This is a genomic window from Arthrobacter sp. CAU 1506, assembly GCF_005047635.1.
GTDB lineage: Bacteria > Actinomycetota > Actinomycetes > Actinomycetales > Micrococcaceae > Crystallibacter.
In genome coordinates this window covers 388,887-407,631 of the sequence record NZ_SUKC01000002.1, presented here as the reverse complement: position 1 = coordinate 407,631, position 18,745 = coordinate 388,887, and the positions used below count along the sequence as shown (strand labels likewise).

The 18,745-nt window shown below is 61.9% G+C and carries 21 protein-coding genes; 8 read left to right on the top strand and 13 right to left on the bottom strand.

Translation table 11 applies throughout. The annotated features are described in order from the left end of the window. The first annotated feature begins 40 nt into the window (after positions 1-40). The 4 genes from rpsK (at position 41) to E4J89_RS04565 (ending at position 3,366) form a co-directional block, all read left to right on the top strand. Positions 41-442: a 30S ribosomal protein S11 gene (gene rpsK / locus E4J89_RS04580; protein ID WP_005267760.1), complete on the top strand. Its 402-nt coding sequence runs from the start codon at positions 41-43 to the stop codon at positions 440-442. A gap of 157 nt (positions 443-599) precedes the next feature. Continuing rightward, positions 600-1,604: a DNA-directed RNA polymerase subunit alpha gene (locus tag E4J89_RS04575; protein WP_127511086.1), complete on the top strand. Its 1,005-nt coding sequence runs from the start codon at positions 600-602 to the stop codon at positions 1,602-1,604. A gap of 65 nt (positions 1,605-1,669) precedes the next feature. Further along, positions 1,670-2,233: a 50S ribosomal protein L17 gene (gene rplQ / locus E4J89_RS04570; protein ID WP_136784903.1), complete on the top strand. Its 564-nt coding sequence runs from the start codon at positions 1,670-1,672 to the stop codon at positions 2,231-2,233. 200 nt (positions 2,234-2,433) lie between these two features. After that, a complete protein-coding gene (locus tag E4J89_RS04565) occupies positions 2,434-3,366 on the top strand; it encodes a tRNA pseudouridine synthase A (RefSeq protein WP_136784902.1) in 933 nt (310 codons plus the stop codon). Positions 3,367-3,385: 19 nt separating this feature from the next. Here E4J89_RS04565 and E4J89_RS04560 read toward each other — a convergent pair whose 3' ends face one another. The 13 genes from E4J89_RS04560 to E4J89_RS04500 form a co-directional block, all read right to left on the bottom strand. After that, positions 3,386-4,255: a type II secretion system F family protein gene (locus tag E4J89_RS04560; RefSeq protein ID WP_346763372.1), complete on the bottom strand. Its 870-nt coding sequence runs from the start codon at positions 4,253-4,255 to the stop codon at positions 3,386-3,388. 21 nt (positions 4,256-4,276) lie between these two features. Beyond that, positions 4,277-5,221: a type II secretion system F family protein gene (locus E4J89_RS04555; protein ID WP_136784900.1), complete on the bottom strand. Its 945-nt coding sequence runs from the start codon at positions 5,219-5,221 to the stop codon at positions 4,277-4,279. Beyond that, positions 5,218-6,684: a CpaF family protein gene (locus E4J89_RS04550; protein WP_136784899.1), complete on the bottom strand. Its 1,467-nt coding sequence runs from the start codon at positions 6,682-6,684 to the stop codon at positions 5,218-5,220. The genes E4J89_RS04555 and E4J89_RS04550 overlap by 4 nt, the downstream gene beginning before the upstream one ends. After that, positions 6,681-7,877 (bottom strand): AAA family ATPase, encoded by a 1,197-nt coding sequence (locus tag E4J89_RS04545; RefSeq protein ID WP_136784898.1) that lies wholly within the window; start codon positions 7,875-7,877, stop codon positions 6,681-6,683. The genes E4J89_RS04550 and E4J89_RS04545 overlap by 4 nt, the downstream gene beginning before the upstream one ends. Next, on the bottom strand, positions 7,874-8,602 hold the full coding sequence (locus tag E4J89_RS04540) for an RcpC/CpaB family pilus assembly protein (protein WP_136784897.1): 729 nt from the start codon (positions 8,600-8,602) through the stop codon (positions 7,874-7,876). Before E4J89_RS04540 ends, E4J89_RS04545 begins: the two co-directional genes overlap by 4 nt. A gap of 25 nt (positions 8,603-8,627) precedes the next feature. Next, the gene (locus E4J89_RS04535; protein ID WP_169303918.1) at positions 8,628-9,575 is read right to left on the bottom strand and encodes a Tad domain-containing protein; all 948 of its coding nucleotides are present in this window, start codon (positions 9,573-9,575) and stop codon (positions 8,628-8,630) included. A gap of 44 nt (positions 9,576-9,619) precedes the next feature. Continuing rightward, positions 9,620-10,024 carry a TadE/TadG family type IV pilus assembly protein gene (locus E4J89_RS04530; RefSeq protein WP_136784895.1) on the bottom strand — a complete coding sequence of 135 codons (405 nt, stop codon included), beginning with the start codon at positions 10,022-10,024 and terminating at the stop codon, positions 9,620-9,622. Between the two features lie 104 nt (positions 10,025-10,128). Then, positions 10,129-10,326, bottom strand: coding sequence for a Flp family type IVb pilin (locus E4J89_RS04525; protein WP_205754397.1), 198 nt, complete (start codon positions 10,324-10,326; stop codon positions 10,129-10,131). Positions 10,327-10,584: 258 nt separating this feature from the next. Beyond that, positions 10,585-11,226 (bottom strand): A24 family peptidase, encoded by a 642-nt coding sequence (locus E4J89_RS04520; RefSeq protein WP_136784894.1) that lies wholly within the window; start codon positions 11,224-11,226, stop codon positions 10,585-10,587. 273 nt (positions 11,227-11,499) lie between these two features. Beyond that, a complete protein-coding gene (locus E4J89_RS04515; protein WP_136784893.1) occupies positions 11,500-11,883 on the bottom strand; it encodes a flagellar assembly protein FliW in 384 nt (127 codons plus the stop codon). Further along, a complete protein-coding gene (gene flgL, locus E4J89_RS04510) occupies positions 11,880-12,791 on the bottom strand; it encodes a flagellar hook-associated protein FlgL (protein WP_136784892.1) in 912 nt (303 codons plus the stop codon). Before flgL ends, E4J89_RS04515 begins: the two co-directional genes overlap by 4 nt. Positions 12,792-12,794: 3 nt before the next feature. Beyond that, the gene (gene flgK / locus E4J89_RS04505) at positions 12,795-14,228 is read right to left on the bottom strand and encodes a flagellar hook-associated protein FlgK (RefSeq protein ID WP_136784891.1); all 1,434 of its coding nucleotides are present in this window, start codon (positions 14,226-14,228) and stop codon (positions 12,795-12,797) included. Between the two features lie 10 nt (positions 14,229-14,238). Continuing rightward, positions 14,239-14,724: a flagellar protein FlgN gene (locus tag E4J89_RS04500; protein ID WP_136784890.1), complete on the bottom strand. Its 486-nt coding sequence runs from the start codon at positions 14,722-14,724 to the stop codon at positions 14,239-14,241. A 243-nt stretch (positions 14,725-14,967) separates the two neighbouring features. On the opposite strand from E4J89_RS04500, the gene E4J89_RS04495 reads away from it, so the two are divergent. The 4 genes from E4J89_RS04495 (at position 14,968) to fliS (ending at position 18,744) form a co-directional block, all read left to right on the top strand. Then, entirely contained in the window at positions 14,968-15,783 is an 816-nt protein-coding gene (locus E4J89_RS04495) for a sigma-70 family RNA polymerase sigma factor (RefSeq protein WP_346763370.1), read from the top strand. 230 nt (positions 15,784-16,013) lie between these two features. Further along, on the top strand, positions 16,014-16,838 hold the full coding sequence (locus E4J89_RS04490) for a flagellin (protein WP_136784889.1): 825 nt from the start codon (positions 16,014-16,016) through the stop codon (positions 16,836-16,838). A gap of 119 nt (positions 16,839-16,957) precedes the next feature. Further along, the gene (gene fliD, locus E4J89_RS04485; RefSeq protein ID WP_136784888.1) at positions 16,958-18,301 is read left to right on the top strand and encodes a flagellar filament capping protein FliD; all 1,344 of its coding nucleotides are present in this window, start codon (positions 16,958-16,960) and stop codon (positions 18,299-18,301) included. After that, positions 18,298-18,744: a flagellar export chaperone FliS gene (gene fliS / locus E4J89_RS04480; protein ID WP_136784887.1), complete on the top strand. Its 447-nt coding sequence runs from the start codon at positions 18,298-18,300 to the stop codon at positions 18,742-18,744. Before fliD ends, fliS begins: the two co-directional genes overlap by 4 nt. The last annotated feature ends 1 nt before the right edge of the window (position 18,745 follow it).

Here is an 18,745-nt window from a genome sequence, read left to right as displayed (position 1 = left end):
GCCGGTCAGCTAGCTACCAACCAACTTTGTAGGAGAAGAAATGCCCCCCAAGACTCGTGGAGCGGTCCGCAAGCCGCGTCGCAAGGACAAAAAGAATATCGCGCTGGGCCAGGCGCACATCAAGAGCACCTTCAACAACACCATCGTGTCCATCACGGACCCGACCGGTGCCGTCATCTCGTGGGCTTCGGCCGGCGAGGTTGGCTTCAAGGGCTCCCGCAAGTCCACTCCGTTCGCCGCGCAGATGGCCGCCGAATCGGCTGCCAAGCGTGCCCAGGAGCACGGCCTCAAGAAGGTCGACGTCTTCGTGAAGGGCCCGGGGTCGGGACGCGAGACTGCTATCCGTTCGCTGCAGGCCGCTGGCCTCGAGGTTGGCTCCATCCAGGACGTCACCCCCAGCGCCCACAACGGATGCCGTCCGCCGAAGCGCCGCCGCGTCTAATCAGCCCAAGGATGCTTTTGGCCGCCGCACAGCTTCCTCCCACTTCGGTGGGGGATCCTGTCGGCGGCCGAAAGTTCCACGCTGGAGGCTGACCAGCCGCCCATTTCCACCAATTCGTGCTGCGTCATATAGCGGATGCTCGCTGAAAGGAAACTAAGTGCTCATTGCACAGCGCCCCACCCTTACTGAAGAAGTAGTGGCCGATAACCGGTCCCGGTTCGTCATCGAACCGCTGGAGCCGGGCTTTGGCTACACCCTCGGAAACTCGCTTCGCCGCACCCTGCTGTCCTCGATCCCGGGTGCTGCTGTAACCAGCATCCGCATCGACGGTGTGCTGCATGAGTTCACCACCGTGCCGGGTGTGAAGGAAGATGTCACCGAGATCATCCTGAACATCAAGAACCTGGCAGTCTCCTCCGAGCACGACGAGCCCGTGGTTGCCTACCTGCGCAAGCAGGGACCCGGCGTCGTCACCGCTGCGGACATCGCTCCGCCGGCCGGCGTGGAATTCCACAACCCGGACCTGCACATCGCCACGCTGAACGAGAAGGGCAAGTTCGAACTCGAACTGACCATCGAACGCGGCCGTGGCTACGTGTCGGCAGCCCAGAACAAGTCCGGTGACCAGGAGATCGGCCGTATCCCGGTTGACTCCATCTACTCTCCGGTGCTGAAGGTGACCTTCAAGGTTGAGGCAACCCGTGTTGAGCAGCGCACCGACTTCGACCGCCTGATTGTCGACGTCGAAACCAAGGACTCCATTGCACCGCGCGACGCCGTCGCCTCTGCCGGAACCACCCTGGTTGAACTGTTCGGCCTGGCCCGCGAGCTGAACACCGCCGCCGAAGGCATCGAGATTGGCCCGAGCCCGACGGACGCCGCCCTGGCTGCCGACATGGCCCTGCCGATCGAGGACCTGGAGCTGACCGTCCGTTCCTACAACTGCCTTAAGCGTGAGGGCATCCACTCCGTGGGTGAACTCGTTGCCCGCTCCGAGGCCGACCTGATGGACATCCGCAACTTCGGTGCCAAGTCCATCGACGAGGTCAAGGCAAAGCTGGTGGAACTGGGTCTGTCGCTGAAGGATTCGCCTCCTGGGTTCGATCTGGCTGCCCGCGCGGCTGCCATCGACGAGGACGAAACCTTCGAGGACGAACTCTAAATCGCAAGAATTTTGCCGCCTTGGCGCTCGGGAGCGCACAGCGGCACCATTGAGGAGAAAACATAATGCCTACCCCCACTAAGGGTCCGCGCCTCGGAGGCGGTCCTGCCCACGAGCGCCTGATGCTCGCCAACCTGTCTGCTGCGCTCTTCGAGCACAAGCGGATCACCACCACGGTCACCAAGGCCAAGCGTCTGCGCCCGTTCGCCGAGCGCCTGATCACCTTCGCCAAGCGCGGAGACCTGTCCTCGCGCCGCCGCGTGCTGGCCGTGATCAGCAACAAGGGCATCGTCCACGAGCTGTTCACCGACATCGCTCCGGTCATGTCCAACCGCGACGGTGGCTACACCCGCATCACCAAGATCGGCAACCGCAAGGGCGACAACGCCCCCATGGCCGTCATCGAACTGGTGATGGAGCCCGTTTCCCCGAAGCAGGCCGTGGTGAACGAGGCCGAGAAGGCCACTGCCAAGGCTGCCCCGGCTCCGGTCGAGGAAGAGACCGCTTCGGCCGAGTCTGCTGAGTCGCCCGAGTCGGCTCAGTCCGGCGATTCCGCCGAGTCGGCTGACTCCGCGGAGTCCGCTCCGTCGGCAGAGTCCGCTGAGGAAGCTGCCGAAGAGAAGAAGTAACTTCTTCACCGCACCGTCGGAAGCCCGCCGTTCCTTAGGGAGCGGCGGGCTTCTGCGTGCCGCGGGTTATTGGATCACGACGGCGGTGCGCGGCCTGGGCGCGGTGCGTGCCGGCTTCCGGCGCAGCCACCATGTGCTGACGAGGGCGAACACCTCAGCAGCCCGGCGATGCCACCGGGGCTGCGGATAGCATGGGAACCATGCCTTTGAACACCACCGCCGTGCCCGACCACGGCGACGACCTGTTGCGCGTCCGGATGGATGTGGCGTACGACGGCGGCCCGTTCAGCGGGTGGGCGGTGCAGCCCGGCAGACTCACCGTCCAGGGTGCCATCGAGGAAGCGCTTGAGACGATGATCCGCCGCCCGGTCCGGCTCACCGTTGCCGGCCGCACCGACGCCGGGGTGCATGCCCGCGGGCAGGTGGTGCACTTCGATCTGGACCCGGGGGAATGGCAGGGGCTGGCCCGCGGACGGGAGATCGACCCGGGCCTTGCCTTGGTCCGTCGGCTGCGCGGTGTGCTGGCCAAGGTGCTCGGCGGCCGCGTCGGTGCGCCCGTGCCCTACCGGGACCTCGCCGGCGCCATTGAGGTGAGCAACGCGGTTCTCGCACCGGCCGGATTCGATGCCCGGTTCTCTGCCTTGTGGCGCCGCTACAGCTACCGCATCGCCGACCGAACGGACTTGTGGGACCCCTTGTCACGGAACACCACCCTCTGGCATAAGCACGCGCTCGACGTGAACCTGCTTAACGACGCCGCTGCCCGTATTCTGGGCATCGGCGACTTCCTCGCCTTCTGTAAGCCGCGCGAAGGCGCCACCACCATCCGCGAGTTGCAGAAATTCTCCTTCGATCGGGGGACCGACGGAGTGATGGTGGCCACCATCCAGGCGGATGCGTTCTGCCACAACATGGTCCGTGCCCTGATCGGCGCTTCGCTGTTGGTCGGCAGCGGGGAGCAGCCAGCCGAATGGCTACGCGACCGGATGCTGGCGAAGGTCCGCGATTCGCAGAGCAAGCTGGCTCCGCCTCACCCACTGGTGCTGGAAGAAGTGCTCTACCCGGACGGCGGTGAGCTGCTGCGCCGCGCCGAGCAAACCAGAGCCAAGCGCTCCGACCCTGACGAGGCCTGAGGACGCCTAAGCGCATGGATCAGCTGAAGGCGTCCATCAAGCGGATGGCGGCCGGTCCCATGATGACGATGAACAACACTGGGAAGATGAACAGAATCAGCGGAAAGATCACCTTAACGGGGATCTTCATGGCCTTCTCCTCGGCTCGTTGCCGTCGCTTGACGCGCATCTGGTTGGCCTGGGTCCTCAGTACCGTGGCCAGGCCAATGCCGTACTTGTCCGCCTGGACGACTGCGCGGACAAAGGACTTGAGGTCCTGCACTGTGGAACGTTCTGCCATGGCCTGGTAGGCCTCGCCACGGGATCTGCCCACTTGGATGTCCTGCAGCGTACGCATGAACTCCTCGGCCAACGGGCCCTTGCCGTTTTCAGCCGTTCGGGCCATTGCGGCTTCGAACCCCAGCCCTGCCTCAACAGCAATGAGCATCTGGTCCAGGGTATTCGGCAGTTCAAGCTCGATCGCTTGCTGCCGCTTGATGCCGCTGTTGTAGATCATCAGATCGGGGCCGAAGTACCCCAATACTGTTAGTCCCAGCGTGAAGAACGCCATTCCTGCGGAAGGGTTCTTGCTGAAGACGAATACCCCGAAGCCGAAGCCTGCCAGGGCCAACAGCGGCTTGCCCACGATCATCTTTTCCAGCGGCAGCGACAACGGCCGTCCGGCAGTAGCGAGGAGCTTGTCCAACCGGGCTTCGTAGCTACCCGGCGTCAGCCTGCGGGCCAGGCCCAGGAAGATCGGCGCGCGGCTCGGAGGCCGGCCATCGCCGTTGTAGGAGATTCGGCCGAGGTTGGTTTGAACCGCGATGACCGATCGTCGGTCGATGGCCAAGAGCGACCACACCAAAAACGTAGCGGGCAGAATGACCAGGGCTATCAGCCCCCATGCCATGAGTGTCACGAGTCTTCCCCCTCAGAACTTGATCTTCACGGTGCGGCTGAGCCAGAAGCTGCCGATAGCCAGCAGGACAACGCCGGCGCCGATCATGACGAACCCGATGACGTCCTGCACTAGCAAGGACAAGTAGCCGGGGTTGATCACGGCGAGCACTAACGCCATCACGATCGGCAAGCCGACCAAGATATAGGCAGACAATTTGCCCTCGGCACTCAGCGCACGCACCTGACCCTTGATCTGCAGTCGCTCCCTGATGGTGTGGCCCACCTGGTCCAGAACGTTGGCGAGGTCACCGCCCACTTCACGGTGGATTTGAATGGCCTGCGCCACCCAGGCGAAATCCTCGCTGCCCACCCGCGCCGCCGACTCTTCCAACGCCACGGAAACATCTCTGCCGATCCTTGCTTCATTCAGCACACGGCCAATTTCCTCCGCCGTCGGCGATTCGGACTCCTGGGCTACCGCTTCCAGCGAGCGCAAGACGCTGTGTCCCGCACGGAGACCACCGGTGAGCATCATCAAGGTGTCGCCCAGTTGGGCTTCAAAGCGTGCACGCCGTCTGCCGGTCTTAACCACCAGCAGGATCTTGGCAGCGATCGGCGCCAACACAGCCAGCAGCAGCCCCCAGAAGATGTTGGCCAGCAGCGTACCGAACAGCCCTCCGACCACCGCCCCGCACAGCACCATGACGGTAAAGTCTGCGGGCGACATTTTGATGCCCGCAATGCCCAGGACGAGGTGATTGAACGGTCCGGCGGTCCGACCCACCACCCCGTCAACAGCGTGCACTGTAGAATCAGTGACCCGGGTCAGCAGTGAGGACTCATGGGGCGCCACGGCATCTGACCGGCTCGCAGCGACTGACCGGTACCGCGGTTTCAGCACCACGAAGAACAACAGCACCAACGCCAGGAAGCACATGCCCAAGGCCCCATAAAGCCATGCTGTTTCGGGAATCATCGCCGACCGCCCTGAACCGGTACGACACCGAAAATTGCGGGCGAAATGGCAATGCCCTGTTCACTGAATTTGTCCATGAAGCGAGGCCGGATTCCGGTCGGCACCGGCCGTCCCAGGAACCTGCCCTGCTGGTCGATCCCCGCAGCAAAATCGAAGACGAACGCATCCTGGAGCGTGACCACATCACCCTCCATGCCTTGTACCTCGGTGACATGCGTGACCCGCCGGGTGCCGTCCCGCAGCCGCGACAGTTGGACAATCACGTCAACAGCCGAAGCAATCTGCTCCCGGATGGCACGAAGCGGCAAGTCCATTCCTGCCATGAGGACCAAAGTCTCCAAACGGGCAATGGCATCACGAGGTGAATTGGCGTGGACGGTCGAAAGGGACCCGTCATGGCCCGTATTCATCGCCTGGAGCATGTCCAAGGACTCCCCGCCGCGGACCTCACCCACAACAATGCGGTCGGGACGCATGCGCAGTGAGTTACGCACCAGATCACGAATGGCGATTTCGCCGCGCCCTTCGATATTGGCGGGTCGGCTTTCCAGCCTGACCACGTGCGGCTGCTGAAGTTGGAGCTCCACCGCGTCCTCAATGGTGACGATCCGATCACTGGCTGGGATGAACGATGACAACACGTTCAACAAGGTGGTTTTTCCTGTACCGGTTCCGCCGGTGACCAAGATGTTCAGCCTGGCTCGGACGCACGCGCTGAGCAACTCCGCCATTTCGGGCGTCAGGCTTCCGAGATCGATCAGCCGTTGAACGCTCAGCGCCTCCTTGGAGAATTTGCGGATCGTTAAGGCCGGCCCGTTGACGGCCAGCGGCGGAATGATCGCGTTCACCCGCGACCCGTCCTCCAGCCGCGCATCCACCATGGGGGAGGACTCATCGATGCGACGGCCAATCCTGGACACGATTCGTTCGATCACCTTGCGCAAATGTTCGTCCGAACTGAAGCGCAAACCTGTCAGGAACAGTTGACCGGACCGTTCAATGTAGATCTGGTCGTAACGGTTCGCCATGATTTCCGTAACAGACGGATCATCGAGCAGAACCTGTAGCGGTCCGTAGCCCAGAACTTCGTCACCGATCTGGCGGATCAGCCGTCGTCGCTCGTCCGGAGAGAGCGGGACGTTTTCAGCATCGATGATGGCGGTGAGCTCGTCGCGGGCGAGCCGGCCGAGCTCATCCTCCGAAACCGACACGTCGCTGAACCTCGCCCCCATGCGCTCGAACAGGGCCTGTCCCACGCGCTGCTTAAGGCCGGCCAAGCCATCGACGGCCATCGCGCCGAGCATCGGATCCTGAGCTGGCGGCGCCGTCCACGGCTGCTGCGAGCCCGCCATGCCCACTGGCGCGTGATCAAGGACGGGGACGCTGGCAGCGCTCCGTTCCATTGCCGCGGCCTGGTCAATATCCGCGTTGCGGGCCACATTCAGTCGTTCTGAGAGCCTCATGACACAACCACCCTTCGATGCAGCTTGGATTGCGGGGCCTTCGCCCACTGCGGATCGAATCGCTGAACCAGCTTCCGCAGCCCCTTCAGCGCAGCGTCCCGCGCGCCGTCCTGAAGCACGGGCACCCCGCGATTAGTGGAATAGGGGAGTGTTTTAGACCGTGGAATGACGACGTCGACCGGCACACCGATGGTCGACTCCACGTCTTGGACCGAGAGGCCGCTGCGGCGGTCCGCGAAATTCAGGGCCACGTGTCGCCCGTCGGGCACCAGTTGCAACTCGCGAAGAACATCGAAGGCGGCATTCAGTCCGCGGACGCTGGGAATATCCATGCCGCAAACCCACACGGCATCGGTGGCCAATTCCAAGACGGCAAGATTGCGTTCTCCGAGACCCGGTGCCGTATCCACCACCACGTACCTAAACTCGTGCGACAGCTGGCGTAGCAGTCTGCTGATGTGCTCCGCTGTCACATAGTCCGCCTCGTTGGGCCGCCGCGGCGCGCACAGCGCGTACAAGCCACTCGGATGAGCGGTGAGGAACGCTTTCAGCACCATGGTGTCCTGCGCGGCGGGGCCGTGAACGGCTTCCGTGATGGAGTGCTCGGGTTCGAGCAGAAGCCCTGAAGCAACATCGCCGAACTGGACATCGAGATCCACGATAACGACGCCCATCGGAGCGATTTTTGCCAACCCGACGGCCAAGTTGGTGGACACCGTAGTTTTACCCACGCCACCTTTCGGCGACATCACGGCGATAATTCGGCCTGGCTCATCACCTTCACCCGGGTTGGACAGGCCGCGACGCCTGCTGGCTGAAGCCAAACAGGACCGCTCCAGCAGCCCGCGCAGGCCAGCAACGTCCACGTTTGGCTCGGCGACGTCGCGGATACCCGCTTGCATGGCAGCCAGCATCAGATCAGGATCAGGATCAGTCACGAGGACCAGGCTGACCTCCGGATGCTGGAGATCGAAGACGGTGGCAAATTTCAATGCTTCGATGCCGGGCACACCTGGTCCAATGAGGAGTACTTCCGGCGGCTCCCCCACAAGCCGCCGGAAGACATCTTCTGGCCCGCCGCTCAGCACCTCTGGCGGCAGGGCCTGAACTTCGCCGTGCATGGAGCCGGTCACCGCAGCTCGGACGCGACGTTCAAAATCCGGCACGGACGTGATGACCAGGAAGCGGCTCATCGGTACACCTCTTCCTTGGTGAAGACCAGCGGATCCGATTCCTTTGCCTCGGCGGGCTCCTTGGAGAGCCAGACCTTCCCAAACTCGGAGCCGTGCACAATCTTGGCGGCATCGCGGTCGTTACCGGCGAGCGTCACTAACAGAGAATCCTGGGGGACGGTGGTCGCGTCGTCTTGTCCGGTTGTGCCATCGGATTCCGGGGCACGTTGAAGACCGGTGACGAGCATTTTGTGGGCTACTAGTTTTGTCTGGGCAGGACCGTTTTCTCCCTCAGATTCGTAGGAGATGAACAACCCAACGGTATCGCCGGCCTTTACCTTGCCGCCGATCACCCGTTGCGGCTCAAGTTGGACGGTCACTTCTTGCAGTCCGTCGGGAACCGGGACCGTGCCACGGATGAGTTCGTCAGGTTCCACGAGCCGCGTTGCGAGCAGCTGCTCGCCGGGCTGCAGTTCAACCGACGTGATCTTGCCCTTGAGGTCGGTCAAGCTGGCCACCGCGCTCGCCGGAACTGCGGATGATGGAATCGCCTCCAACTCGACCACGCTGGCCAGGCTCTCGACGGGTGTCCCGGCCGGCACCTTCTCTTGGACGACTAATACATTGGTGGGTTCTAGACCTTGTGCCGCTCGATGGTCGGCGTTCTGTACGTATGTAACCAACAGTACAGTCCCGATGACCGCGAGTAGCAGCGCCGCTATGCCCCCCAGCAGGCGTGCTTTCACTTTGTTCCCCCAATTTTTGTTGTGTCTATTGCGTCAATTCGATGATCGATGCCCCGAGATTCGGGCCGCCACCCTGATAGCTTCCATCGTCGGTGGATTCGTCGATATAGCGACCTATGAAGCCCTGGCAGCTGCCGGTGCAGGCGTAAGGACTGGTGGTGTTGTTGTAATTTCTGCCGCCGGTAAAACGCCATCCTTTGATTTCAAAGGTCACGTAGCCAGAAACTCGGTATTCAACATTCGAGCCGGAGTTTCGCCCGTCGTCGTAAATCGGCAGGATGATGTAAACCTGTTTTCCGGCAATGAGGTCTGTCTTCCACTGGTCAATGATGGTTTGGCATGAACCGGGAAATGCGACACCAGTGTCGCCGCCGGCCCAGGTGTCGATCTGCAGGATGGGCGAAGAGCAAGAACCGGCGGCCTGGTCTAGCCAGCCGAAGGCACCTGGGTAGTTTTGGCCCGATGGATTGTTGTTGTCACACCCGGCGGATCCATGAAAGTCCAAGACCTGCCACGTGCCATTGATGATTGATTCCTCGAACTCGCAGCGCTTGAAGATAATCGGAAAGACCGCTGGACCGCTGCCAACCCCGCTCCACACCGCGGTAGCCTCGGCCCCGAACTGCGTGGTGTCCATCCCGAAGATGCGCGCGAACACCAGGCTGAAATGCTGGTCTCCGGCGGCAGTTTCGTTGGTGTCGGTGATGTGGACACTGTTGGCCGCCTTGTCGACCGTGGCACCGGTGATGGCCGTTGCTCCATCGCCGGCATTGGCGTCGGCGTAAGTGCCAGCCAGGGCTGACCCGCTCTGACACAGCGGGTCAGACTCATCGTCGGCACAGGTAGCCGCGATGGCGAGAGCCGCTGCATCCGCTCCGTTCTGGAGTTGTGCCTTCTCTGCGTACATAGCACCGACGTCGACGACCAGGGCGGCCAGGCCAAGTAGCGCAATCATGCCGATAGCCACGATCACGGCGACAGCGCCTGTCTCGGATTTATCAGAAGATGCCTGAAGTCTTATCCACCGCATCGCATGGCCCCCTCGCCTTGTAGTTGGAGCGGGAAGAACGGCGTGAAATCTGCGAAGCCGGTCATTGAGTTCAACGATGCCGTCACCGTTACCGTGGCCATCCCCCCGGGCGCACACGAGGCTCCGTTGTCGACGACGGTGGCAGTTTCAGTGCCAGCTAACGAGGCCAGCAGCGGCGAAGCGTTCAGCGTGAAGGTCGCGGCATCATAGCCGGCGTCGTCATAGTGGATAGCCGCATAGCGGGCGCCTTCGCGAGCAGCGTGGCTGAGTGAAATTTGAACGTAAAAAACACGCCCGAATTCCATGATTCCCATCAGAATGAGCACCAGCAGCGGCAAGACTATCGCCATTTCCACGGCTGTCGCGCCCTTTTCGGAATTCCTGGACTTCACGATGCCCCCCAGCTGAAGTCGGAAATTGTTTGCAATTTTTGGTTCGAAGATAGCTTTGGCGGCTGGCCCCGTAAGCCGGAACCAGCCGCCTCGGCAGTCTCCCGCTACGGAAGTTGCTGTTCGACGGTGGTGAAGGCGGCGAGCAGGTCCTGGCCGATCGTGAAGACGACGCCCACGATCACTGCGACGATGAGCGCAACCATGACGCCGTATTCGACGGCGGTGGCGCCCTTTTCTTCGCGGTTCAGGCGATCGGTGATGGTGTGGAACATGGTCTGCATGGTCGCGTAGATAGCAAGCATTGGTTACCCCCCAATTGTTTGAAAACGACAAAGGAATGCCCGGAGTAGTTTTTCCAAGATCCCCCAACTTGGTCCGGAATGACCGCGTTGGGAACACTGTCGCACGTGGTTATACGGTTTGCAATACATGCCCCTAAAGAATTTTTTTGGTTTAAGGAGGCAACGTTCAACCAGGCTAGGTGGTGAAAGAAATAACCACTCGAAATGACATCAATGTCGTTTAGCGTATAACCATGCGAGAAACCGGGGCGGGAGCGCTTACGTAAGGAGCGGGGCCAGCACTGCCGCGGCTACCATGGAGGGGCCGAAGGCAGTCTCCGATCTTAAGCTGATCTTGCGCAACAGAAGTAACACGATCGCAGCGAATACGTTCAAAAGGAACGCGCCGAGCAGCACATAAGCCCACGCCGAAATACCCAAATAGCCTGCATAAAGTCCGATCACGCCGGCAAGCTTAACGTCGCCCATTCCGATGCCGCCGGGTTTGATCAAAGCCAGGACCAGATAAATGGCAAAGAGCGAGAGTCCGCCGGCTAGGCCAAGGAACAACCGCGTCCAGGACCCGGTAGCCAGCGTGGCCAGCAGCAGGAGCACGACGGCGCCAGCCAGGAAAGGGCCGATGAGGCGATTCGGCAGGAGGTGGTGGCGAATATCGATCGCCGCCAACAGTGCCCCTGCAACGGCGAGGAGCAGGTAAGCAGGCAGCGCCCAGCTCCCACCGAATGCCCAACCGAGGAGGGCGCCCGCCGCGGCGGCGAGCACCGCCGTCGTTATTCGCCATTGGGGAGGCAGCGAGGTGCGTTCCTCGCATTGGGCGAGAGGAAAGGCGATCCAAGCGCCGATGAAGGCGATGATCGCGGAACCGGCGGCAAACGCGATCTGCAGGCTTATGGGGTCCACATCCCGAGGCTAACCGCTGCGGTTTGCCCTCGGCGGGAAGCAGCAGAGGCAGCGCGACGTGTCGTGCAAAGCGCTGTCGTGGGTGGATTGCTTCCGGCGGTTCCCCCATGAGCCGCCGGAAGCCTTTCAACCGGTGTAATCCCGGATCCCCCTGGCAGGTCCGTTGGACCGTCCTGGATAAATCTTGCACAGGGAATGCGTAAAGCTCAATAGTTTTAGACGTCTGACTTCTCGCCCCACTACGCGGGTAGACAGCTGGATGCGGCGTTGTTTCTAGGCCGCTTTTGGCGTCAGTTCTGCACGGAGCGGCCAGTCCTGGCCCTCCAGAATGACCTGTGCGCTGACGCCGGTGTGCACGTTGACCACGATCGGAGCCATCAGGTTGACGGTGGTGCCGGATTCGCCCGGGTTGGCCACCACCAGCACCATGGCGTCCTCGGAGGTATTGAGGTCCAGCGCTGCACGGTCGTCGTCGGAAATCACCGGCGTGTACTGGTTCAGGTAGGTCGCCGCGTCCAGCACGAACAGGCGCTTGGCCGGTTCAGCAACCGGTTGCAGGGAGTACAAGCCGGCCGCACCCTCGATTTCGTCCAGAGTGAAGTCCACCAGCGGAGCCAGACCCGGGGGAGGGGCGACGAAACTCAGCGAGGCGCTCATCGCAGGAAGTCCATCAACGTCGGCTGCAGCACACGCGCCGTGACCTGCAGGGCTGCCTGGTAGGCCACTTCCTGCATCTTCAAGTCCAAGACCACCTTGCCGAGGTCAGGGTCCTCGATCCCGGAGCGGCGGGCTTCCAGCGAAACAGCTTCGTCCAAGTTCGTCTCCTGGGCTTTCAGGATCTGGGCATGGCGGGTGCCGACTTCGGCGCGGCCGTTGATGACTGCGCCCAGCCGGGCGTCGATGTCGTTCAATCGGTTGCTGACGTCAGCTCCCGCGCGGACCTCGGCGGCAAGCGTGTCGAGCATGGCAAAGACAGAGTTGCCGGGACTGCCGTCTGCGGGATCGCTGCCGAAGATCTTGGCACCGTCAGCATCGGCGCGGACCGTCATGTCAGGACCGATGCGTCGGTCGACCTGGGAATTCGGACCGGTGAAGGTGTACGGTGCGGCATTACCCGCGTAATCGAAGACCGCGGCGCCATCCGAGTTGCCGGCGAAAACGCTGCGTCCCAGGTATTTGGTATTAGCCGCATTGAGCAGGCTTCCCTTGATGCTTTCCAGTTCAAGCGCGAGGGCCTCGCGGCCTAAAGTTGATACCGATCCGTTGGTTGCCTGGATGGTGAGGTCACGGGCCTTGTTCAACAATCCGGTGACGGTGCCCAAGGCCGAATCGACAGTGGTCAGCCAGCCATTAGCATCATCGATATTGCGTTTGTACTGCTCGTTCGCCCGGATATCGGCTCGAGTGCGCATGGAGTCTGCTGTGCCGGTCGGATCGTCGGATGGACGGGTGATCAGCGACTCGCCCGCAGCGAGCTCCTGAAGTTTGGCGATGCGCGCCATGTTGTCCTGCAGATTGCGCTGGGCAAAGCTGCTCATCGTTTGGTTAGTGACTCGCGAAATCATGGACTATCTCCCAACCAGTCCGGTGCGGTTGATCAAGGTATCGAGCATTTCATCTATCGCCGTCATGACTCGAGCCGCGCCCTGATACGCGTGCTGGTATGACAGCAGGTTCACGTTTTCCTCGTCGAGGTCCACGGAGGCGTTGGATATCTGTAGGGACTTGGCCGATTGGGAGGCGATGTCTGCCAGGTTTGCCTGCTGCAGTTCCGTCTTGGCGGCCACGCCAATCTTCGTGACGATGTTCTCCCAGAAGCGGTCGGGGGAGTTTGCGCCGATGCCGAGCTGCGAAATCTTATCGGCTATCGAGCCGTCAAGACTGCCGGCACCCGCAGCGGCGGAAGCCAGATTCTTGACGTCGTCCACGACAACCGTTAGCGACAAGGCAGCATTTACTGGATTGCCCGCGGCATCAGTGTCGTAGGAGAAGAAATCGATACCGGTTGATCCGTCCGCCGTTGTTCCCGATGCATGCAGTCCGTTCACGGCATCGGCGAGCTTCACGGCGAAGGCGTTGTAGTCATTCGCAGCGATTCGCAAGGGGCCGCCGTCGGTCCCGCTCAGCATGGACAGCGCCCCGGCAATTTCGCCGCCTTCGAGTACCACCGGCATGCCCGCGCGGCTGGGGTTTTCCCAAACCAGCTGGACGCCGTTCGTGCCGGAGATGTCCGTATCTGAACCAGGTGCAACTGCGACGCGCTGCGCACTGGAACCGGTGACAATGGCGTTGCCGCCGATCAACACATCAACCTGTCCGTCGGTGCCTTGGCGCACCGTGGCGCCAGTGAGGGCAGACAGTCGCTCAGTCAGCAGGTTGCGATGGTCCATCAGCTCGTTGGCGGAGCCGCCGTTTGCTACGGCAAAACGGATCTTCTCGTTCAGGCTGGCTATTTGCGACGCCGTACCGTTTACCTCGGCAGCCATCGTGTCCACGTTGGTGCTTAGGCGGGAGAACTGCTCACGCACTTCCTGGTAACCGCGCTTGATCATGTTGGCCAGAATGTTCGCTTCTTCCAGCACCGCTCCGCCGGCAGCAGGATCGTCCGGACGGTTGGACAGATCCTGCCAAGTAGCCCAGAACTCCTGGAGTCGCGTGGAGATGCCCTGTTCCCCCGGCTCGCGCAAGGAAGCTTCCAAGCCGGACATCGTGTTGGCCCGCACCGCTGCATAGCCTGCAACGCCGGCCGAGAACCGCACGCGGGTATCCAGATGCATGTCGCCCAGCCGCGCGATCGCATCGACCGAGACGCCCTGCCCGATCTGCACTCCGCCGGTCAGCAGCCCGGTGCGTTCGAGTGCACCGATCGAAGAGGTGCTGACCCGCTGACGGGTGTAGCCCTCGGTATTCGCATTGGCGATGTTTTGGCCCACCACGTTCAAACCCTGGCGGGCGGCAACCAGACCGGTGTACGCGGTGTTCAGTCCGCTGAAGGTACTCACTGCGAAAACCTCAGATCGTTGTGTCGAACAGTTGGGAGCGGTTGCCCGGGATCCCTGCCGTTCCGTGGGAATCGTAGGTCCCGGCGTCGGGATTGAAATTGGCCAGTGTTTCCTGCGTGGAGCGGGCTGCGGCGCGCAGGAACTTCTCGTTCACGTCGCGCAGCTCGCGGATCTGCAAGGTCAGCTGGGTCAGTGCCTGCAGGTGCCCCTTGAAGATGTCGCCCCAAGGTCCGTCCGGCGCCTGGTCGGTTAGCTCACGGAGTGTTGCCCCTTCGGGTGTGCCCCACTCCCGGGCCAGTAAGGCGACCTCTACTGTGCGGGCCAGGCCGGCGTCGCGCAGTCGCTCCAACACCTGTTCCACCTCGCGGGTGGCGTGCTGCAGCCAGCGGGACTTGCCGGCGGTCAGGAGCAGCTGCTCCTCTTCGAGCTTGAAGACCAATAGTTCAAGAAGTTCGCGTTCGTGCCACAGCATGGCTGACAGTTCATGGGCTCCCATGGCAGGCACCTCCCCTGGTTGGTTGTTCCGCGGACACACACCCCCAAGGTCCGCGTCAATGGGCCGCCACTGATGAACAAAAAGTAACGGCACGGCTACATTCCTATCTATCGGCCCCAAAACCCCTTGCGTTAGGAGCGTTTGATGATAGGTTTCACCGAGAGATGAATCGTTCTTCCGGGGCCGCACCCCTCGGAGTCTCATTGGAATGATTCGTCCACGTATCTTGGCACGGAGGGGGACATGTCAGTGGATCGTGCTGACCGTAATGCGCTGGTGGTTGAAAACCTCCCGCTCGTCGGATATCTGGTCTCCGAAGTCTGTGCCAAGGCCACTCATCTTTCCCGCGATGACCTCGCTTCGGCCGGATCCGTCGCCCTCATCACCGCTGCTGACGCGTTCGATCCGACTCTGGGGGTTCCCTTCGGCGCCTTCGCCCGACGGCGGATTATCGGCGCCTTCGCGGACGAAATGCGGGCCATCGACTGGGCGCCCCGCTCCGTACGCAAGCGGATCAAGGAAACCCTCTCCGTTCGTGAAACGCTGACCGCGGAACTGGGCCGGTACCCGAGCGTCGACGAAGTTGCGGCTGCTCTTGGGGTGGATCGCGAGACGGCCGAAGCGGCTCTGGACGACGCATCCCGGACGGTCTCCGCACTGGACGACACGATGGCCGAACTCCTGGTTTCCGAAACCGCATCCCCCGAGGGGTCGCTGCTCACTGAGGAGCGCCTCGCCTTCCTCAAAGCCGCTGTTCATAACCTCCCCCCGAAGATGCGCTACATCGTGGAACAGATCTACTTCGAGGACCGGTCCGTCAAGGAGATCGCCGAGGAAGTCGGCGCCACCCACTCTGCCGTGTCCCAACAGCGCTCCGAAGCCATCCGCCTGCTGCGCGACGGCCTCAACACTCACTATTCCGACGACGGCGGCGCCTCCTACGTGCCCGAGTCGCGGATTGCGCCCTCCCGTAGGAATGCGTACCTGACCGCCCTCGCTGATCAGACCGTCGGCGGAATCACCCGCTTCACCCGCCAGCACCAAACAGCCCTTTCCTAGCCGACCGTTGATCGACCAAGGGCCTTCGAGCCCTCACTCGTTGATCGACCAAGGCGCGACGGCAACAGCACACGGTGATCGACCAAGGCGCGCCAGCGCCGCGTGGAGATCTGACTTCCTAACAAATTTCCAAGAATCTCCTAACCAACCCCCAACTTCCTCCGATAGCTACAGTTGCCAGCCCATGGACGGGCCGGTGAATTTGTACCATCTCATGGAGGAGTTTCATCATGGCTTTCGCCATTAACACCAACGTTGCGGCCCTGAACTCGTACCGCAACCTGTCCAACACCCAGAACGACATCTCCAAGTCCCTGGAGAAGCTGTCCACCGGCCTGCGCATCAACCGCGCTGCCGATGACGCAGCTGGCCTGTCCATCTCCGAGGGCCTGCGTTCGCAGGTCAACGGCCTGAACGTTGCAGCCCGCAACGCCCAGGATGGCATCTCGGTCATCCAGACCGCTGAAGGTGCACTCACCGGCGTCCACTCCATCCTTCAGCGCGTTCGTGACCTGGCTGTCCAGGCAGGTAACGACTCCAACAACGCTGAAGCGCGTACCGCCATCAAGGGAGAAATCGACGCACTGGGCGACGAGCTCACCCGCGTGGCTGCCAGCACCAACTTCAACGGCATCAAGCTGCTGAGCGGCGGAACCACGCTGACCTTCCAGGTCGGCGCCGGCAGCACTGCCGCAGAGGACCAGATTGACGTCGACCTGACCGACTTCGCAACTCTCGGCGCAACGGTCAAGGCCCTGACCGTCGACACGGCTGCCAACGCTCTGACGACGATCGCAGCCATCGACACCGAAATCACCGGCGTCTCCACCGCACGTGCGGGACTCGGTGCGGTTCAGAACCGTTTTGAATCCACCATCAAGAGCCTGACCATCGCCGCAGAGAACCTGGCGGCATCGGAGTCCCGGATTCGCGACACCGACATGGCTTCGGAAATGGCCAAGTTCACCAAGAACCAGATCATGTCCCAGGCCGGCACCGCGATGCTGGCTCAGGCCAACCAGATCAACCAGGGTGTGCTGCAGCTCCTCGGCTAATCCGGGTAGCTAACGGCTGAATGCGGCCCGGCAGCGAGGGATAAGAATTGGACCTCACACTCTTCGCTGCCGGGCGTCAGCATTCGCTCTACTAAACAGACTCTTCAGGAGGAACTGGCGTGGCGTTTTCCATTGGTGGTTTGGTCAGCGGTTTGGAGACCGCAACCATGATTAACCAGCTGATGCAGCTGGAAGCGCGTCCGCAGACCCTTCTGAAAAACAAGGTGGCCGGCACCCAGACGCTGGTCAGTGCGCTCCAAGCACTCAACACACGTGTAGCGGATCTCGGCAAGGTCGCCGCAGAGACCGCCAAGCCGCGGGCCTTGGACATCTATACGGGCACCAGCACCTCGGAAAAGGTCACCGTGACCACGGCAGAGGGGGCTTCTGCCGGCGGCCTTGATCTTGAGGTTGTCCAGTTGGCCAAGGCGCAGGTCTCGGTTTCTGCACTTCTGAGTGACTGGCCCGAAAGCGCTAATATTCTCACCATCGCCCTCCAGGACGGCCGGGAAATCGATGTTGACACCGCCGGAAAGAACCTTGACCAGGTAATAAAAGCCGTCAATGACTCCGGGGCCGGGGTCGTAGCGACGAAGGTGTCCGTCGGCACCGATCCGGCCAACCCCCAGTACAGGCTGCAATTCGCGTCTAAGGCGACAGGTGCCGCCCAGGAATTTTCCGTAAGCTTGGGAGCCGAGCGGTTCGACACCCTCGAAGTGAGCAAGGCTCAGGACGCCGAAGTCCTGATTTGGGGAGGCATCCAAAGCATCAAGTCGGCCTCTAACACCTTCACCGATCTTCTTCCTGGAATCAGCGTTGCGCTGGCCGCGGATACGCCGGTGGGGGAGAAAACGTCCATCACGGTGACTCGCGACGAAGAAGCCGTGACTGCGAAGGCTAAGGCCTTGGTCGATGGCTTGACGGACCTGTTCGCCTTCATTGCAAAGAACTCTTCCGTCACCGTGTCCACGTCCACAGGGTCAACGACGGCCAAGGGCGGGATCTTCACCGGCGACAGCAGCGTGCGCGACATTGAACAGCGCATGCTCACTGCTACCATCAGCCCGATTGATGGGCGGTCGCCGTCGGAAATCGGCATCAGCATTACCAAGGAAGGCGCGATTGAATTCGACGCCGAGAAGTTCGGCAAGGCGATGAAGGAAGATTCGGCCTGGGCCGAGAAAGTCGTGCAGACGATTGCCGGCCGGGTTGAGACGGTAGCCAAGGAAGCATCGGATCAGTACGACGGCGCGATCACCCAACGTATCCAGGGCCAGGAATCACTGGTCAAGACCTTGAATGACCAGGTCACCGAGTGGGACACGCGGTTGGCGATGCGGCGTTCCACATTGGAGCGCACCTGGGCGCAGCTTGAAGTAACGCTGAACAGCCTGCAATCGCAGGGCGACTGGCTCAGTTCGCAGTTGGCCACCCTGCCGGCATGGGGGAGTAACAAGAAATGACATTGACCTACGGGCCGGGCCTCGGAGCCCAGGCAAAGCGGAACCAGTTCCAGCGTGACGCCATCATGTCCGCCACGCCTGCACGGTTGTTGACCATGTTGTACGACCGGCTGCTGCTGGACTTGAACCGCGCTGAAACCGCTCAGCAGAACCAGCAGTGGTCGGTGGCATCTGAGAACTTGATCCACGCGCAGGCGATTGTGTCCGAATTGCTGTCCACGCTGAAGACCGACGTGTGGGACGGGGGAGAGGGCCTGAAGGCGCTCTACACCTACACACTGAACGCGATGATGAACGCGAACATCCACCGCGACGCTGCGCGGACCCGTGAGTGCATTGAGCTGCTGGAACCGCTGCGCGAAGCCTGGCACGAGGCAGCCGAGCAGCTTCCGGCGCAGCCTGACCGCGGAGTCGGCATGGGCGGCGAACTTGGCATCGCCTGAG

Excerpts from the sequence above, each read along its gene's own strand:
- rpsK (WP_005267760.1), top strand. The coding sequence starts at position 41 with ATGCCCCCCAAGACTCGTGGAGCGGTCCGCAAGCCGCGTCGCAAGGAC.
- rplQ (WP_136784903.1), top strand. The coding sequence starts at position 1,670 with ATGCCTACCCCCACTAAGGGTCCGCGCCTCGGAGGCGGTCCTGCCCAC.
- E4J89_RS04565 (WP_136784902.1), top strand. The coding sequence starts at position 2,434 with ATGCCTTTGAACACCACCGCCGTGCCCGACCACGGCGACGACCTGTTG.
- E4J89_RS04560 (WP_346763372.1), bottom strand. The coding sequence starts at position 4,255 with ATGGCATGGGGGCTGATAGCCCTGGTCATTCTGCCCGCTACGTTTTTG.
- E4J89_RS04555 (WP_136784900.1), bottom strand. The coding sequence starts at position 5,221 with ATGATTCCCGAAACAGCATGGCTTTATGGGGCCTTGGGCATGTGCTTC.
- E4J89_RS04550 (WP_136784899.1), bottom strand. The coding sequence starts at position 6,684 with ATGAGGCTCTCAGAACGACTGAATGTGGCCCGCAACGCGGATATTGAC.
- E4J89_RS04545 (WP_136784898.1), bottom strand. The coding sequence starts at position 7,877 with ATGAGCCGCTTCCTGGTCATCACGTCCGTGCCGGATTTTGAACGTCGC.
- E4J89_RS04525 (WP_205754397.1), bottom strand. The coding sequence starts at position 10,326 with ATGCTTGCTATCTACGCGACCATGCAGACCATGTTCCACACCATCACC.
- E4J89_RS04515 (WP_136784893.1), bottom strand. The coding sequence starts at position 11,883 with ATGAGCGCCTCGCTGAGTTTCGTCGCCCCTCCCCCGGGTCTGGCTCCG.
- flgL (WP_136784892.1), bottom strand. The coding sequence starts at position 12,791 with ATGATTTCGCGAGTCACTAACCAAACGATGAGCAGCTTTGCCCAGCGC.
- E4J89_RS04500 (WP_136784890.1), bottom strand. The coding sequence starts at position 14,724 with ATGGGAGCCCATGAACTGTCAGCCATGCTGTGGCACGAACGCGAACTT.
- E4J89_RS04495 (WP_346763370.1), top strand. The coding sequence starts at position 14,968 with ATGTCAGTGGATCGTGCTGACCGTAATGCGCTGGTGGTTGAAAACCTC.
- E4J89_RS04490 (WP_136784889.1), top strand. The coding sequence starts at position 16,014 with ATGGCTTTCGCCATTAACACCAACGTTGCGGCCCTGAACTCGTACCGC.
- fliS (WP_136784887.1), top strand. The coding sequence starts at position 18,298 with ATGACATTGACCTACGGGCCGGGCCTCGGAGCCCAGGCAAAGCGGAAC.